Source organism: uncultured Alsobacter sp., assembly GCF_945952055.1.
GTDB lineage: Bacteria > Pseudomonadota > Alphaproteobacteria > Rhizobiales > Beijerinckiaceae > Alsobacter.
The window spans coordinates 56,418-71,603 of the sequence record NZ_CAMFHB010000027.1; the positions used below are offsets into that span (position 1 = coordinate 56,418).

General features: G+C 66.4%; 15 protein-coding genes. 5 read left to right on the forward strand and 10 right to left on the reverse strand.

The features are described from left to right. Positions 1-34 precede the first annotated feature (34 nt). Both Q0Q47_RS19140 and Q0Q47_RS19145 read right to left on the reverse strand, forming a co-directional pair. Positions 35-871, reverse strand: a complete 837-nt coding sequence (locus Q0Q47_RS19140; RefSeq protein ID WP_293863296.1) for a hypothetical protein — start codon at positions 869-871, stop codon at positions 35-37. Then, positions 871-1,677: an SDR family NAD(P)-dependent oxidoreductase gene (locus Q0Q47_RS19145; RefSeq protein ID WP_293863298.1), complete on the reverse strand. Its 807-nt coding sequence runs from the start codon at positions 1,675-1,677 to the stop codon at positions 871-873. Before Q0Q47_RS19145 ends, Q0Q47_RS19140 begins: the two co-directional genes overlap by 1 nt. 167 nt (positions 1,678-1,844) lie before the next feature. On the opposite strand from Q0Q47_RS19145, the gene Q0Q47_RS19150 reads away from it, so the two are divergent. Beyond that, positions 1,845-2,675: an IclR family transcriptional regulator gene (locus Q0Q47_RS19150; RefSeq protein ID WP_293863300.1), complete on the forward strand. Its 831-nt coding sequence runs from the start codon at positions 1,845-1,847 to the stop codon at positions 2,673-2,675. A 368-nt stretch (positions 2,676-3,043) separates the two neighbouring features. On the opposite strand, the gene Q0Q47_RS19155 is transcribed toward Q0Q47_RS19150, so the two are convergent. The 7 genes from Q0Q47_RS19155 to Q0Q47_RS19185 form a co-directional block, all read right to left on the reverse strand. Next, the gene (locus Q0Q47_RS19155; RefSeq protein ID WP_293863302.1) at positions 3,044-3,856 is read right to left on the reverse strand and encodes a sugar phosphate isomerase/epimerase; all 813 of its coding nucleotides are present in this window, start codon (positions 3,854-3,856) and stop codon (positions 3,044-3,046) included. An 83-nt stretch (positions 3,857-3,939) separates the two neighbouring features. After that, the gene (locus Q0Q47_RS19160) at positions 3,940-4,731 is read right to left on the reverse strand and encodes an SDR family NAD(P)-dependent oxidoreductase (RefSeq protein ID WP_293863304.1); all 792 of its coding nucleotides are present in this window, start codon (positions 4,729-4,731) and stop codon (positions 3,940-3,942) included. Positions 4,732-4,743: 12 nt separating this feature from the next. Further along, positions 4,744-5,607: a fumarylacetoacetate hydrolase family protein gene (locus Q0Q47_RS19165; RefSeq protein ID WP_293863306.1), complete on the reverse strand. Its 864-nt coding sequence runs from the start codon at positions 5,605-5,607 to the stop codon at positions 4,744-4,746. A 20-nt stretch (positions 5,608-5,627) separates the two neighbouring features. Continuing rightward, positions 5,628-6,317 carry a DUF4286 family protein gene (locus Q0Q47_RS19170; protein WP_293863308.1) on the reverse strand — a complete coding sequence of 230 codons (690 nt, stop codon included), beginning with the start codon at positions 6,315-6,317 and terminating at the stop codon, positions 5,628-5,630. A gap of 36 nt (positions 6,318-6,353) precedes the next feature. Next, complete coding sequence (locus Q0Q47_RS19175; protein ID WP_293863310.1) at positions 6,354-7,076, reverse strand: hypothetical protein; 723 nt, start codon at positions 7,074-7,076, stop codon at positions 6,354-6,356. Then, positions 7,073-8,077, reverse strand: a complete 1,005-nt coding sequence (locus tag Q0Q47_RS19180) for a Gfo/Idh/MocA family oxidoreductase (RefSeq protein WP_293863312.1) — start codon at positions 8,075-8,077, stop codon at positions 7,073-7,075. The genes Q0Q47_RS19175 and Q0Q47_RS19180 overlap by 4 nt, the downstream gene beginning before the upstream one ends. A 34-nt stretch (positions 8,078-8,111) precedes the next feature. Next, complete coding sequence (locus Q0Q47_RS19185) at positions 8,112-8,879, reverse strand: SDR family NAD(P)-dependent oxidoreductase (protein ID WP_293863314.1); 768 nt, start codon at positions 8,877-8,879, stop codon at positions 8,112-8,114. 94 nt (positions 8,880-8,973) lie between these two features. Here Q0Q47_RS19185 and Q0Q47_RS19190 point away from each other — a divergent pair, with 94 nt between their 5' ends. The 4 genes from Q0Q47_RS19190 to Q0Q47_RS19205 all read left to right on the forward strand — a co-directional run bounded on the left by Q0Q47_RS19190 (position 8,974) and on the right by Q0Q47_RS19205 (position 12,981). Beyond that, positions 8,974-9,783, forward strand: a complete 810-nt coding sequence (locus tag Q0Q47_RS19190) for an IclR family transcriptional regulator (protein ID WP_293863316.1) — start codon at positions 8,974-8,976, stop codon at positions 9,781-9,783. 156 nt (positions 9,784-9,939) lie between these two features. After that, positions 9,940-10,782: a carbohydrate ABC transporter permease gene (locus tag Q0Q47_RS19195; RefSeq protein ID WP_293863318.1), complete on the forward strand. Its 843-nt coding sequence runs from the start codon at positions 9,940-9,942 to the stop codon at positions 10,780-10,782. Positions 10,783-10,791: 9 nt separating this feature from the next. After that, positions 10,792-11,637: a carbohydrate ABC transporter permease gene (locus Q0Q47_RS19200; RefSeq protein WP_293863320.1), complete on the forward strand. Its 846-nt coding sequence runs from the start codon at positions 10,792-10,794 to the stop codon at positions 11,635-11,637. Positions 11,638-11,676: 39 nt separating this feature from the next. Next, the gene (locus Q0Q47_RS19205; RefSeq protein WP_293863322.1) at positions 11,677-12,981 is read left to right on the forward strand and encodes an ABC transporter substrate-binding protein; all 1,305 of its coding nucleotides are present in this window, start codon (positions 11,677-11,679) and stop codon (positions 12,979-12,981) included. A gap of 581 nt (positions 12,982-13,562) precedes the next feature. On the opposite strand, the gene Q0Q47_RS19210 is transcribed toward Q0Q47_RS19205, so the two are convergent. Further along, positions 13,563-15,164, reverse strand: coding sequence for a GMC family oxidoreductase (locus Q0Q47_RS19210; protein ID WP_293863324.1), 1,602 nt, complete (start codon positions 15,162-15,164; stop codon positions 13,563-13,565). Between the last annotated feature and the right edge of the window lie 22 nt (positions 15,165-15,186).

Sequence of the window (15,186 nt, forward strand, 5' to 3'; positions counted from 1 at the left end):
TGTCATGGGCAGCGGGACACCGCTGCCGGTTCGGCTACCTGTCAGACGAGGCGAGGTGCTGCTTCGCCGGCAGCGTCGCCTGGAGACGGGCGACGTAGTCCCGCACCGTCATGCCGAGCCTCGCTCCATGCGCGGCTGCCGTCGCATTGACGAAGGACAGGATCCCGCTCTCGAAGACCGATGTTCCATTGCCGATTCGCGCGCTCGTCACCGATGCGGCGGCTCCCGGCTTGTTGGCCTCGTCGAGCTTCTGAATACGCGTCACGGCGATGCCGTCTTTTCCGAACCCTGCGTCGCAGAAGACGATACCCAGGGCATCTCCGTTCAGCAGGAGGCGGCCGTCGAGCGGCAGAATGGCGCCGTGCGACCCGGCCACGGCGATGGAGCCGGCATCTTCCGGGGCCAGCAGCGCCAGCGAGTCGATGATGACGACCGGCAGCGGCCCGAGATCGGACCGGACGAGGCGGCTCTCCGCCTTCGGAGGGACCTCGTAGCCGAAGGCCGACGCCGTCAGCATCACGGTGGCGCAGTCTTGCGTTCTTTGCCCCGCCTTGCACCCGAGCTTCGCCGCTGCCCGGTTCACATGGGAGATGATCCCGCTCTCGAAATTGTCGCGCCCGTCTCCGATGCGGGCAGACAAGTGGGACGTCGCTGCCGCGGGCACCCCCAGTTCGTCGAAGTACCGGAGCGCGTGGATTCCTTCGTTGTCCATGCCGACACCGGCATCATTGAAGATGGCCGCACGGACCTGCGCGCGCGCGGCGCAAAATGCCGCGAATTCTCCGCCGTGCGAACCGGCGACGACGACCTTCCCGGCATATCCGAGATCGAGCTTCGTCACGGTATCCATCCAGACGATGTCGTGCTGCATCACGCGGCCTCCCCACCCAGCCGAGGTTCGAACGCGCCCGCGGCGAACATCCCGCCGTCGACGCAGAGCGTGTGCCCGGTGACGTAGCCGGACCTCCGCGCGTCGAGGAGGAATGCGACGCCTTCGGCGATCTCCTCCGGAGCCCCGTAGCGGCCCTGCGGGACGGCACGCAGAAGACGATTGCGTTCCGGCCCGACGTGCAGTGCGGCGGCCATCGCGGTCAGCGTCGGACCCGGTGCCACCGTGTTGACGCGGACCTTCAAGGGCGCGAGCTCCAGCGCCATGATCTTGCTGAGCATTTCGAGCGCCGCCTTCGACGACCCGTAGGTTGATCGCCCTGCGTTTGCGCGCAGGCCGGAGACGGACGAGATGTTGACGATGGCGCCGCCGCCGTCGGCTGCCATCCTTCGCGCTGCAGCCTGGCAAAGGGCGAAGGCTGAGACGAAGTTGATCTCCAGGACGGAGCGCAGCTTGTCGAGGTCGACATCCAGGAAGGGTGTGTTGTCTCCGACCGCGGCCGAGCACACCAAGCCGCGTAAACGGCACTCCGCCGGGAGAGCCGCCACGATCCGAACGATCTCCTGGACATTGGCGAGGTCGACCACCCGGGCCGTCAGTTCACCAGGACTGCCGGCCTCCGCGGAAAGCTGGTCGAGCCCGGCCGCGTTGCGATCCACGGCAAGCACTCGCCACCGATCCCGAAGCAGAGCCATCGTCACTGCGCGACCGATCCCGGACGCCGCCCCCGTGACGACCGCGGTTGGCCACACCTCGACCGTTTCCGTCTCGTCGGAGATCTGCGTCATGCCGGGTCATTCCATTGCGTGATCGTCACTGGCCCGGGCTTCACGCCGACAGGCCTAGTCCGAATATCGGTTCGCGCTGGAACGCTAATATGAGCCAATGACTGGACACAATGACTGCCGTATGAAAAATTGGTCCGATATACGGACCACGGTGCGGAGCCATCCACGTGAAGAGCAGAGAGCCAGCCGAAGGAACCGGCGACGCCTCGCAGACATTGCGACGCGGCCTGAACGTCCTGAAGTTGCTGACGCGGTTCCAGGCAGATGGACTTGGGGTCAGCGAGATCGCCCGCAGGCTCCAGCTCAGCAAAACCACGGCCGTCAGGCTCACACGCACACTTCTCGACGAGAGGTTCGTCGCCCAGGACTCGACGTCCCGACGCTATCGGCTGGGGCCCGAGGCCTACGCGGTGGGCTTGGCGGCGGAGCCGAGCTACGCCCTTCAGCGGGTCGCCGCGCCCATCCTCCGGTCACTGGCGATGGAAACGGGTGACTGGATCTTCTTCACCGTCCGGCACGGCCTCGAGGCCATCTGCATCTCCCGCGCCAGCGCAAACAAGCATTACCCGCAGAAGGCGTTGCGCGTGGGGGACCGACATCCGCTCGGCCTGGGAACGGGCGGGCTGGCCATACTCGCCGCCATGCCTGACACCCAGGTCGAAGAGACGATCAATGCCAATGCACGAGTATACGGCGTCGTGTACCCGAAGATGTCGGCAGAGATCGTCCGAAAAGAAGTCATCGAGACACGGCGCCGAGGATATGCGTTCGTTCCCGGCACACTGTCTCCCGGTTATTGGGGCGTCGGGGTGCCTATCCTGCAGGGGACCGACAATCCGGTTGCGGCGATCGTGCTTGTTTCAACCGCGGACCGCATGGGCGATCAAAGGCGGGCAGCCTTGGGCGACCGCCTGCAGAGACTTGCAGGCGAGGTGATGGATCGCGCGTGGGCACCGTCGCAAACGGCGGGCGACGCGGCTTCGTACGAGGAGGCATGACGTTCGGCGCGACTGTGCTGTGCGAGGGCTCCCTGCACTTGAAGCTTCCGTCATGCCCGACACGAAGACAAGTCTTGACCAGCGGAGGCACCTATGGACGTCGACGGCACGTCGAATCTGGCGTCCGAGAAAGACTTCCAATGTAGCCGTTCTACGTGCGGCACCCGGGTGTCTCGATGGAGTCCAGTCATTCGTGTTCTGAACCGGTTCGAGCTTGGGCAGCCAACGCAGGACAGAGTGCAATGGGAATGCATCGCCTCGTGGCCGCCCGACTTCCCGTCGCGTCCATGCACGAGAACTCGTCCCGTCGCTAGGCGAAGGGTCCCGCAGCGCTTGAGCCGGGTGATGGAACCCAGGTGCGCTAAGGCCTACGGGCTGACGGTCCACCCAAGCTTCTTGAGCGCATGGAGCCCAGTCCTGATCTCACCCAGGGGATCCTTCTCCCGGATGATCTCGAGAACGACATCCTTGCCCTTGCCCGTCGCCTGCACGGCCTTTCCCAGCGACTCAAAGTCGACGACGCCGGTGCCGATCGGGTCATGCCCCCATTCGGCGATCGTCGTGTCGGAAACGTGGACCAGGCCGATTGCAGCGTGGTGGGCCAACAGACCGGTGACGGGATCCTCCCCGATAAAGGCGGCGTTGGCGACGTCGTAGACGATGCCCAGGGTCTCGTCGCCGACGTCGTTCACGACACCGGCCATTTCCGCAAGGGTGGGCCTGAAGCAGTAGGGCGTGTTCTCGAGGAGGAGCCTGACGCCGGCCTGCCTGGCGCGCGGCAGGAGGCGCTCGAGGCTCTCCGAGAGCCAGCCGAGTGTCAGGGGCAGCGGGGGCGAGATCATCGGCCGCCGCGTGCCGGGTGAGATCACGACATCGGTGGCGCCCCATTCGAAAGCGAGGTCCATGACGTCCTTGATGTGATCCGTGCTCTTTCGCCTCATGTTGGCGGCGGGGCTCGCCAGGTTGATGTCGTAGCCGCCCGCATTGAGCGACCTCACCACCGCACCGCAGTCCTGCAGACGCTTCCGGGCTTCCTTGCGCATCGCAGGCGTCATCTCGTCGGGCCAGCAGTGCGGTGAACTGATCGGGACCTCGAACACCCTGTACCTATGGCTGGTGAGGTCGCACATCACGTCGACGGCGTGTGCCGACCAGAGATACGAGAACGTGTTGATGATCATGGGTCGAGAACTCCCGAGCCTGTCGTCGGCACTGCGATGAGATTGGCCGGACACCCGCACCGCGCGTGGCCGAGAGAACTCGCTCAGGTTCGCGAACTCGGTCGTCCCGGGATGTGGCTCAGGATCGTCTTCGTGAACCCGCCGTCGACGCAGAGGTCCTGGCCCGTCACGAAGCCTGACAAGGGGCTGATCATGAACTCGATGACGTTGGCGACGTCTCTGGGATCGCCGATGCGATGGAGAGGAATCAGGGCTTCGCGGGCCTGCTTGATTGCCGGGTCGACATACATCTTCTCGGTCATCGGCGTGCGGGTCATGCCGGGAGAGACGACGTTGACGCGGATGCCGTCGTCGGCCCACTCGAGCGCCAGTGTCTGGGCCAGCATCGTCAGCGCGGCCTTGGTCGGACTGTAGGCGCCCGAGCCGGCATGCGGAAGCTGCCCGGACATCGACGAGGTAAAGCACGCGGCTCCACGGCTTGCCTTCAAATGGGGGTAGCAGCTCTTCGCGAGCAGGAAGGCGCTGCGCAGGTTGATGGCGAACAACCGGTCCCAGTCGGCGACTGACAGATCGCAGATCTTGGCCGGGCTCGCCGCGCCCGCATTGGAGACCAACGCGTCCAGCCCCCCGAATGCCCCGACGGCTTCGTCGACGAGTCGCGCGGCCACGTCCGGGTCGCCGAGGTCCCCGGACAACGCAATCGCCTCGCCCCCCAAGTCGCGTACGGAGCGCGCCACCTGGTCCTGCGGCTCGGACGGTTCCCGGCCGCAGACCGCGATCCTCGGCTTCTCGCCTCGCGCAAGCGCTGCTTCCGCCACACGCAGGCAGACAGCAGCTCCGATCCCGCGGCTTCCACCGCTCACGAGCACTCTCATCGTTCGCTCCCGCTAGTGAGGTTGGGCGCCAGCATCCGGCCCCAGGATCAACTGCCGCTGTGTGCCGAGCCCCGCCACGCCGAGGGTCACCACGTCGCCCGGCTTCAGGAACTGCGGCGGCTTCATGCCCAGCCCGACGCCCGGAGGGGTGCCGGTGGTCACGACGTCGCCCGGCATCAGCTTCATAAACTGGGTGATGTACGAGACGAGATAGGCGATCGGGAAAATCATCTTCCGCGTCGTGCCGGTCTGCCGACGCTCGCCGTTCACGTCCAGCCAGAGGTCGAGGTCCTGGACGTCGGCGATCTCGTCGGTCGTCACGAGCCAGGGTCCGAGCGGCCCGAACCCCGGAGCGCTCTTGCCCTTGATCCACTGGCCGCCCCGCTCGATCTGCAGCGCTCGCTCCGACACGTCGTGACACACGGCGTAGCCCGCGACATGGGAGAGCGCGTCGTCGGGGCTGACCAGGAACGCTTCGCGCCCTATCACGAAGGCGATCTCGACCTCCCAGTCGGTCTTCTCCGAGCCCGGAAGAAGCCGGATGGGATCGTCCGGCCCGGACAACGACGTGGTGGCCTTGCTGAAGAGGACCGGTTCCGAGGGAACAGGCGTGTTCGTCTCAAGGGCGTGATCGACGTAGTTCAGACCGACGGCAATGAAGTTGCGGACCTCGCCGACGCAGGGGCCGAGACGGACACCCGCAGGAACGACCGGCAGGGTGCCAGGGTCGAGAGCGGAAAGCTTCGCGATCGACGCGGGGGACAAGGTGTCGCCCGCGATGTCGGACACGATGCTGGAGAGGTCGCGGATCGATCCGTCGGACGCCAGCAAGGCCGGCTTTTCGCGGCCGGGGTCACCATAGCGCAGGAGCTTCATCGTTCTTCGCTTCCGGATTGTCAGGCGGACGGCGTGTTGCCGAGGAGGTCAAACTGGAGCCGGTACAGACCGCGCTCGGGATTGTCGGGCTGCACGCCGTCCAGCAGTGCCGATCCGAGCGGCCCGCCGAGGCAGGCACGCGCGGCCGCCTCCGTCGACGTCTCGACCATGACGACCCAGCGCGGCACCGCGTTCTCCGGCCGCCCCTTCTGTTCAGCCGTCTTCGCGCGGCTGGCCGCCAGGTCGGCGCGACAAATGTGCGCCGCGACAATGGCGGCTTGGCCGAGAAGTCCCTCAAGGGCCTCGACCAGACGCCGCATCAGCGCCTCGTCGTGGGTTGGGTCGCAGTCGAACCGCAGGGTCGCGATGAAACCTCCCGACCCCGGACCGCGAGACCATTCGGTGGCGCACAAGGAGCGGGCCGTGTTGCGGAAGTGACGGACGGAATCGGTCGTCCAGGGCGTCGGCGCGTTCAGTCGCGTGAGGTAGTCGGGGCCACTCAGGACCTCGGTGCCGGCGACTTCATAAAGCGTGAAGTAGGCCGGTTGCCCATCACCCGCTTCGGCCTTGTAGCGCCGCCCGCGGAGGAAGCCGCGGATGCCGACACGCTCGGGAATGTGCTCCCGGTTGTGCCACTCGTAGAAGTTGTCCCGCCCCTCATCGGTGATGTCGTTCCAGATGGCGACCACGCCAGATCCCGCAAGGGCCATGTCTTCTCTCCACGCTTTCGGCCAGAGGCCGCCTGTTCAGGATTGCCGGAACCGGATCGCCACGGCGGTGGCGGGGTCGCCGAACGTCGCCACGTAGCGCTTCCCGGCGTCCACGAGTGGAGCGCCGGTGAATGAACCGGTGATCACCCGCTGCCCGGCCTTCAGCCCGCCGCATCGGTCCTGCTGGTCGTTGGCCCAGGCCAGAAGCCCTGCGAGCGGATCGCCGTGGGGGTGCTCTCCCGACGCGATCTCCACGCCGCCAGCCGACAGCACGGCGCGGGGTGGAAGCGCCGAGCGATCGGCGACCGGGGCGCCGACAACGACGCCTGCATTGCCAAGCGCGTCGGCGAGGAAGGCCGTGAAGGGCACCGCCGGCGGTTCGCCGAGGCGGCCGCAGACGATCTCGAAAGCCACGTGCACGGAGGCGATCGCGTCGAGAATGTCGGCACGATCGTAGGTCGCCGAGCGAGGCGGCAGGTCACGACCCAGCACGAAGCCGATTTCGCTTTCGATCCGCGTCCCGGCTGCATGGCCGAGCACGTCATCCGATGAAAACACGTCGATGTTGGCGATCGGCGCGGCAGCGGCTCGGCCCCCGACAATGGCGACCTTCCATCCCGCGACGGTCGCGCCGCGTTTGGCCAGGACCGCGGCCTGAACACGGTAGGCGTCCTCGACACCAAGATCGGGCAACGGTCCTGCAAGGCCGGATCGTGCCGCCAGCAGGATGTCGCCTGCCTTCTCGACCAGCCCGGTCATGGCGCCACGTCCTTGACGGCCACCGTCTCGCCGCCCCGTGCTGCCGACCGGTAGCCGGCCTCCACGACGGCGAGGGCTCGAGCCGCTTCGCGCAGCCCCGCGGATGGCGGCCGGCCACTGGCGACGCGCTGCAGCGTGTCCGACAGGAAGATCGGGTAGTAGCGATCCGTCTCGTAGTCGAACTTCTCCGACCGCGACTCGGCGGCGCCCCGACGCTTCATGGTCAGTTGGTCGGCAAATCCCTGGAAGTACGCCTCGTCATGCGCGACGGAGAAGCTGAACTCGCGTTGGTCCCCGGCGGAACTCGGATAGAGATAGCCGGTGGACACAGTCGCGAGGTGGCCGGACGCAGTTGTCAGCGTGAACACGGCCAGTTCCTCGACGTCCGTGTCCTGACGGAAGCGTTGCGTGCGACCGCTGACACTGGCGATCGGCTCGCCTGCGAGGACCTGGACGAGGTCGTAGAAGTGCACGCCGACATTGATCGCCGACCCGCCGCCCGAGATCGCCCCGTTCAGCATCCAGGGTGCGCTCGCCTCGTAGCGCGACAGGGGCCCGGGAATGAACCGGAAGGCCAGGTGGCGGTAGCCGGAGGAAGCGAGACGTCCTTCATCGGTCAGCCGCTTCAGGAGATCGCTCGCTCGCAGGATGAACGGCACGGCCACATGGACGCCGGCAGCAGAGGCATCCCGCTCGAGTTTCCGCACGGCGGCACTCGTCACGCCGCACGGCTTCTCGATGAGGAACGAGCGGCCCTTCGCGATCAGTTGCGCTGCCACGGCCGGCATGTCGGCGTGGCGGCTGAACACGAGCCCGAAGTCGAAGTCGAGGCCGAGCAGCGCGTCCCGGGACAGGAGCGGGCAGCCATAGCGCCTCGCGACCGCCTCCCCGGCAATGCCCTCGGCATCGCAGCAGCCCACGATCTGGATGCCCGGCTGGCGCAGGGCGGCGTCATAGAGGGGAAAGTGCCAGTGACTGACATCGAATAGCGCCAGGCGCATCGCGGGTGCTCCGTGAGGGTCGGATTGCGTCGGCTCAGTCCATGTAGGATCCGCCGTTCACGCTCACCGTTTCGCCCACGATGTAGCTCGCGGCGTCGGAGACCAGGAACAGCGCGACGGAGGCGATTTCCTCGGGAGAGCCGAGACGACCGGCCGGAATGCGGGCCAGGGTCGTCGCGCGCATGGCTTCGCTCATGCCTTCCGTGAGCTCCGTGGCGACGAGGCCCGGAGCCAGTGCATTCACCCGCACGCCGTGAGGTGCTGCGTGCATCGCCAGGGACTTGGTGAGGCCGACGATCCCGGCCTTGGCCGCGGTGTAGTGCGCGTTGCCGATGAAGTCGCCGCGCTTGCCTGCCACGGACGAGATGTTCAGGATGCTTCCAGAACGCCGTTCCTTCATGTGCGGGAACACGGCGTGAGAGCAGTTGAAAGCGCCGGTGAGGTGGACGTCCAGCATGCGCCGCCATTTCTCGGGCGTGATCAGGTCGAATTCGACAAAGTCACCGATTCCGGCGTTGTTGACGACGATGTCGAGACGGCCGTGGCGTTCGATGATGCCGGCGACGGCAGCATGGACGGCCTCCGAATCGGAAACGTCGAAGATCGATGCCTCGGCATCGCCGCCGACGCTGCGCAGGCCCGCGACGCAGGCCTCTGCCGGACCAATCGCGACGTCGTTGACGATCGTCTTGGCACCGGCCGCGGCGAGCGCGGCCGCTATAGCCTTCCCCAGCCCCTGTCCCGCTCCCGTGACGAGAGCCACGCGGTCGCGCAGGAGATTGGGGGCGAACGATGATGACACGAGAGCTCTCCTCCCCCGGCCGATCCCTTCATTGCGGAGGAGCGACCGGCCTGCTAATGAAATGCTGTTCCACTTAGGAGGCTAGAGCGCACCGATGCGGCTTGTCAAATCTCTTGTCGAGCGCTGCTTCGACCTGATCGTTCTCCTCAGCGAGCGCGCTGAGAACCTCCCGCTCGGCGAAATTGCACGTCAATTGGACATGCCGAAGAGTGCGGCGCACCGCCTGCTGGCGACGTTCTGCGAACTCGGCTGGGCCGAGCAGGACCCGGCGACCGGCTTCTACCGGCTGTCCCTGCGCCTGGCGATTGTTGGGCAGAGGCTGCTGGCCGGGACCCGGATCCCGGACATTTGCCAACCCATCCTGGACGAACTCGCCGCCACGACGGAAAGCCTGGGTCGCCTGGCCATCGTCGGACCAGACGGCCTCACCTGGATCGGACAGGCCCAGGGCGCCCGTAACGGTTTGATTTATCAGCCGGAACTGGTTGCGCGCGTGCCCTTGCACGTGACGGCCAATGGGAAGGCATGGCTTGCGACCCTCCCGCGCGACCAGGCTCTCCAGCTGGCGCTAGCGAGCGGATTGGGGCAACCCGGGATCGGGACGTCCCGGGCGATCAGAACGCGCGAGACGTTTTCGATGGCGCTCGACGAGAGCGCAGAACGCGGCTGGGCCATTTCCCAGGAAGAGGCCGAACCCGGCGTGGGCGCGATCGCGGCGCCGATCGTCCAGAACGGCATCTGCGTCGGAACTGTCAGCGTTGCCGGACCGATCCACCGTTTCGAAGCGCCCGCCTTGGCCGAACTCGCGGACAGGCTCTGCGAGGCGGGTCGAAAGCTGTCCGAGTTGTGGCCCTATCGCGTGGCGAGCCTGAACCACACGGTCGCCAAAGCCAAAGGCAGTTGACCCAACCCTCGCTAATGGAATAACGTTCCACTAACGGGCCGGTTCGACCTGAACGGTCCGGCGTGTGGGATGGCGAGGGAACGCGGGGTGGGCATGGCTGCGACAGCTCCATCGACGGCAGCAGCGACGGCGCCGGCGGTTCGCTCACGCCGGCCGATGCCCGTCATCTGGTTCATTCCCGTCCTCGCGCTGCTCGCGCTCGTCACCCTCTACCCGACCGGCTTCGTCATCTGGATGAGCTTCCAGAAGACCAGCTACTTCCAGCTCCAGGGTTTCGTAGGGCTACGCAACTACGCCACGATCCTCGGCTCCGGCTCGTTCTGGGAGATGGCGCGTGTATCGCTCGCCTACCTTGCGGGCTCGCTCGTCCTCTCGCTGATCTTCGGTCTGGCAGCCGCGTTGGTGTTCAACGCAAGCGGGCGAACAGGAGCGGCGCTGCGTGTGCTGACCTTGTTCCCATGGACGCTCTCCATGGCGGTCGTGGGCAGCATCTGGCTGTGGATGCTCAACCCCTCCTTCGGACCCATCGCCTACTTCATGGGACAGGCCGGCCTCTCGCCGGGCCTCATGCTGGGCGATCCCGACGTCGCGTTGCCGCTCACGATCCTCGTCACCGCGTGGTGGTCGTTCCCCTACGTCATGGTAATGGTCAGCGCCGCTATCCAGTCGATCCCCGCCGAGCTCTACGAGGCCATCGACATCGACGGCGGAGGCGCGCGGCAGAAGTTCCGCTACGTCACGCTGCCGCACCTCATCCCGACGCTCGGAAGCACAGGCCTGAACCTTTCGATCATCTACCTGACGCTGGTCACCCTGCTAATCGTCCTGACCGGTGGCGGCCCGCTCGGGGCAACGACCACCCTGAGCCTCGAAGTCTTTCGCGGCACCCTGCAGAGCGTCGACATCGGACCCGCCGCCGTGCTGTCGATCACGGTGCTCGTGATCAACATCGCGCTGGGCGCCTTCTATACGCGGCTGACGGGCCGCGTGACCGGATAGGCCAAGGTCATGAGCGACACCGCCATTTCCAAGCCCGCGACCTTTGTCGGCATGCGTCTGATCGCGCTCGTGATCGCCGTGGTCGTTCTCGGCCCGATCGCGTGGGGCGTCGCCACGTCGCTGAAGACCGAGGTGATGGCCGTCAGGCTCCCGCCGACATTCATCCCCTCGCCGCTGACGTTCGAGAACTACGATCACGTTTTCAGGTACCAGGGCTTTCTGGGTGAGCTCTGGAACTCGACCTTCTATGCCGTCGGCGCGGTGATCCTTGCCCTGATCGTCGCCATTCCGGCCGGGTACGCCGCATCCCGCTTCGACTTCCCGGCCAAGAAGCCGATCATGCTGGTGATCCTGGCGACCTCCATGGTGCCTGGCGTGGCGGTGCTGGTGCCGACCTACTACGTCCTCGATGCCCTCGGCCTCCTCAACAATCGCTTGGTGATCGTGGTCCTGTTGGCCGCCCGGATCGCACCGCAGACCGTCTGGTTTCTCCAGAACTTCATCGACGCCGTCCCGGTCGAGATCGAGGAGTCCGCTTCGATCGACGGAGCGACGCGCTTCCAGATCCTTCGGCTGCTCGTCCTGCCGCTGATCAAGCCGGGCATCGCCGCCATTGCGGTGATCGGGGTGGTCACGATCTGGAACGACTACATCACCGTCGCCGTGTTCGCCCCGGACGTCACGAAGCGCACGCTCCAGGTGGCGCTCGTGAACCAGGTCTTCGACACCGTCGGCATCTCCTGGTCCTACATGATGGCCTTCGCGATGACGGCGTCCCTGCCCGTCATGATCCTGTTCGCGATCGTCCAGAAGTGGTTCGTCGCCGGCCTCACCGCCGGCGCGGTCAAGGGCTGACGTCAGGCCCAGCACCCAATCATCAACGGAGGAAGCACCATGAAATCCCAATCCATGCGCGTCAGTCTTGCCATGACCATGGCCGGGCTCATTGGGACGTTCGTCGCCACGGGCGCAACCCTCGCCCAGGCCCAGACCGAGGTGGTCTACGCGACCTTCCTTGATCCGGCGAACAAGAACGATCCTCGTTCCGAGGCCCAGACGCGGATCATCGAGGCCTTCGAGAAGGCCAACCCCGGCATCAAGGTCCGGGTGCTGATCGACACCAACCAGCAGACGACCCTGCGTGCCCTGCGGACGAAGTCGAACTCCCCCGACGCCTTCCGCGTCAACAACTTCAACGCGCCAGAATTCGTCGCGACAGGCTCGGTCCTGGCGCTCGACGACCTGATTGCGCGCGACAAGTTCGACATGAAGGATTGGCTGCTGCCGCTCGACGCCGCCAAGATCGGCGGCAAGCTCTACGGCATGCAGCAGGATTTCCGGATCCCGGTGCTGCTCTATCGCAAGGGCATGCTGGAGAAGGCCGGCATCAAGCCGCCGCGGACCTACGACGAGGTCTGCGAGAGCGGGACCAAGCTGTCGACGCTCGGCAACGTCGTCGGCTATGCGGTGCCGCTCGGGACGTCCGGCGGCCCGGGCGGCGCGCAGGCCTTCGCCGAGCTGATGTTCTCGTCGATGGCGACCGAGACGACCGGCAAATACTTTGCCCCGGATGGTCGCGAGATGATCATTGACCGGGACCAGCTCCTGAAGACCTTGCAGATGGTCAAGGATCTGTACGGCAAGTGCGGAACCACGTCGAAGGCCAGCATCCAGTTCGGCTACAACGAGGTCCATGACGGCCTGCGGGCCGGCAACGTTGCGATGTCGAACTTCGGCCTCTACCGCTTCCGGGCCGTCCAGTCGGGCGGCGCCGGCGACGATCTCGGCTGGGCCCCTGCGCCTGCCTTCAAGGCGGATGGAAAGCTCGTGACCTACGGCTACACGGCCGCGGTGAATGCGAATGCGTCCCAGAAGGAGGCGGCCTGGCAGTTCATCCGTTTCCTCGGCAGCCCCGAAGCCCAGGCGATCGCGGCGGAAGCGGGCGAAGTGGTGGCCCGCGCATCGGTCTACGAGACCTCGCCCCACTTCAAGACGCCCGATGGTGAGCGTCAGAAGCAGTGGTCGCAGTTCATCCGCGAGCGTGGACAGTTCGTGTCGTACTCCGTGGCCCTCACGACGTTCCACCAGGTGTTGGGCGAGGCGGCCCAGCGCATGATCCTGCGGAACGGCTCGGCCGAGGACGCCCGCAGCGAGATCGAGAAGGGCTACAAGGAAGCGCTGGCCAAGATCGCGAACTAGATCCTTCTGCCCGCCAACTCCGCTGCTCTGTCGACTTTCGGCGGCCGACTTTGGCGGCCAGTCGTCACAGCTGAAGAAGTCCAATTGAACCGATGCAACGAGGGGCTGCCGGGCTGAACCGGCGGCCCCCGTCTGTTGTTGTCGGTTTCGGACGAACCAGACGGTACCGCCATAGCTCCAATGCCCCTTCAACGCCAGAGCGTCGGCGCGGAACTCGACCTGTTGCGACTGTGATACCGACCGTGATACCTTCCATTCGAAGGCTCGGAATTCCGCAACGAATTCAACGATCTAGCTTTTCGCCGCCGCCTCCCCATGGGAGCGCCATTCCTTGCCCCAGCGCGTCGGCAAGGATCGGTCAACCGCCAGAGCCTTCGATCATCTGATGAATTCCGGCCCGCGATGAAGCGTCGGTGCGTCACCGACCGTGGAACCTCGGGTGTGGTGCGCGGGCCTTCGCGGTCGAACTCGATCAGACGTGGGATCAGGAGCTCGCCAGCCAGACGGTTTGCTCATGGACGCGCCTGGCACGGATCACGCGCAGTCCGGAAGCGTCCCCAGCCGATGCCTTGCTCGGGCGCTCACGATGACTGCGCGCATCGGAGGGCGATCATCATGGCCGGCGCCATCGTGTTTCCGCTCGTCAGTGACGGCATGACGGACGCGTCGGCGACCGTGAGCCCTTCCACGCCGATGACGGCGAGATCCTGATCGACCACCGCGTCAGGGTCACGGGCCAATCCCATCTTGCACGTGCCGACCGGATGAAACGCAGAGCCTGCCGTCTGCGCGATCCAGCGGTCGATGTCCGGAGCCGTCGTGACATCGCCCCCCGGTTGGAGCTCTTCCCCCCGGAACGGTGCAAAAGACGGCTGCGCCATGATCTTGCGGACGAGATGGAGCGCCCGATGCATCCTTTCTCGGTCCCGCGCATCGGCCAGGTAGCCAGCCCGAATGACAGGTGGCGACGCAGGGTCGGAATCGCGCAAGGTGAGGCGGCCACGGCTATGGGGGCGCATCGCGTAGAAGCTGAGGGAGTAGGCGTGCTGCAGCGCCCCGGCGGGCGGGGCCGGCATGAACGGCAGCCGCACCGTGGACTGGGAATGGGAGGGCGTGAAGAAGGCCTGGATGTCGGGTTCGGGCTCCGAACCGTTCGAGCGGAAATGAAGGCCCGAGCCAATCGGCATGGTCGTGCCGACGCCCCGGCGCAGCACGGCTGCCGCAAGGAAGGCGAGTGCGGCCCGGTCCACGCGGGTCAGGGCATGCAGCGTGATCGGCCGCAGGCAGGCATGCTGAACCCGGAGCGAAAGGTGGTCCTGCAGGTTTGCGCCGACCCCGGGCCGGTCGTCCACGACCGGAATGCCCAGCGCGCGCAAGTCACTCGCTGGGCCAAGCCCCGAGCGCAGCAAGATCGCGGGCGAACCGATCGTCCCGGCGGCCAGGATGACGCGCCCCGCCGTCATCGCGACTTCCCGACCTGCCGACGCAACCCCGATGCCACAGGCCCGGCGGCCTTCGAACAGCACGCGCGTCACGGTGGCGTGGCGCAGGACACGCAGGTTGGGCCGTGCCAGGGCCGGCTGCAGGACGCTTCGCGCGGCCGACCAGCGTTCGCCGCCGGAAATGGTGAAGTGATAGCGACCGGCCCCCTCGTAAGGTGGAGCGTTGTAGTCGGCCGTCGCGGCATGGCCGGCCTCCTCGGCCGACCGCAGGAAGGCCTCGTGGAGAGGGTTGTCGCTTGTCCCGAGGGTGACGGGAACGGGGCCATCCGCCCCGTGATCGGGGCATGAGCCGCCCTCGAAACGCTCCAGCGCCCGAAACAGCGGCAGCACCGCGTCCCAGTTCCAGGCGGGCAGCCCTCCCGCGGCCCAGCGTTCGTAGTCGGAAGGACGGCCCCGGTGCCAGATCATTCCGTTGATGGTGGTTGATCCGCCCATCACCTTGCCGCGGGGCCACAGGATTCGTCGCCTGTTCAGGGCGGGCTCAGGCTCGGTTTCGGATAGCCAGTTCCCCCGTGGGCTGCCGTAGAGCAGCCCCGCCATGATCGGGACACGGTAGGCGGGATGCCAATCCCGCCCACCAGCCTCGACCAGCAGAACCCGCCGGCGCGGATCCTCGCTGAGCTTCGCCGCGAGGACGCAGCCGGCGGCGCCCGCGCCGACGATCACGACGTCGGCAGCCATCCTCGCGACCTTTGCCATCTCG

Excerpts from the sequence above, each read along its gene's own strand:
- Q0Q47_RS19140 (WP_293863296.1), bottom strand. The coding sequence starts at position 871 with ATGCAGCACGACATCGTCTGGATGGATACCGTGACGAAGCTCGATCTC.
- Q0Q47_RS19145 (WP_293863298.1), bottom strand. The coding sequence starts at position 1,677 with ATGACGCAGATCTCCGACGAGACGGAAACGGTCGAGGTGTGGCCAACC.
- Q0Q47_RS19155 (WP_293863302.1), bottom strand. The coding sequence starts at position 3,856 with ATGATCATCAACACGTTCTCGTATCTCTGGTCGGCACACGCCGTCGAC.
- Q0Q47_RS19160 (WP_293863304.1), bottom strand. The coding sequence starts at position 4,731 with ATGAGAGTGCTCGTGAGCGGTGGAAGCCGCGGGATCGGAGCTGCTGTC.
- Q0Q47_RS19165 (WP_293863306.1), bottom strand. The coding sequence starts at position 5,607 with ATGAAGCTCCTGCGCTATGGTGACCCCGGCCGCGAAAAGCCGGCCTTG.
- Q0Q47_RS19170 (WP_293863308.1), bottom strand. The coding sequence starts at position 6,317 with ATGGCCCTTGCGGGATCTGGCGTGGTCGCCATCTGGAACGACATCACC.
- Q0Q47_RS19175 (WP_293863310.1), bottom strand. The coding sequence starts at position 7,076 with ATGACCGGGCTGGTCGAGAAGGCAGGCGACATCCTGCTGGCGGCACGA.
- Q0Q47_RS19180 (WP_293863312.1), bottom strand. The coding sequence starts at position 8,077 with ATGCGCCTGGCGCTATTCGATGTCAGTCACTGGCACTTTCCCCTCTAT.
- Q0Q47_RS19190 (WP_293863316.1), top strand. The coding sequence starts at position 8,974 with ATGCGGCTTGTCAAATCTCTTGTCGAGCGCTGCTTCGACCTGATCGTT.
- Q0Q47_RS19195 (WP_293863318.1), top strand. The coding sequence starts at position 9,940 with ATGCCCGTCATCTGGTTCATTCCCGTCCTCGCGCTGCTCGCGCTCGTC.
- Q0Q47_RS19200 (WP_293863320.1), top strand. The coding sequence starts at position 10,792 with ATGAGCGACACCGCCATTTCCAAGCCCGCGACCTTTGTCGGCATGCGT.
- Q0Q47_RS19205 (WP_293863322.1), top strand. The coding sequence starts at position 11,677 with ATGAAATCCCAATCCATGCGCGTCAGTCTTGCCATGACCATGGCCGGG.
- Q0Q47_RS19210 (WP_293863324.1), bottom strand. The coding sequence starts at position 15,164 with ATGGCTGCCGACGTCGTGATCGTCGGCGCGGGCGCCGCCGGCTGCGTC.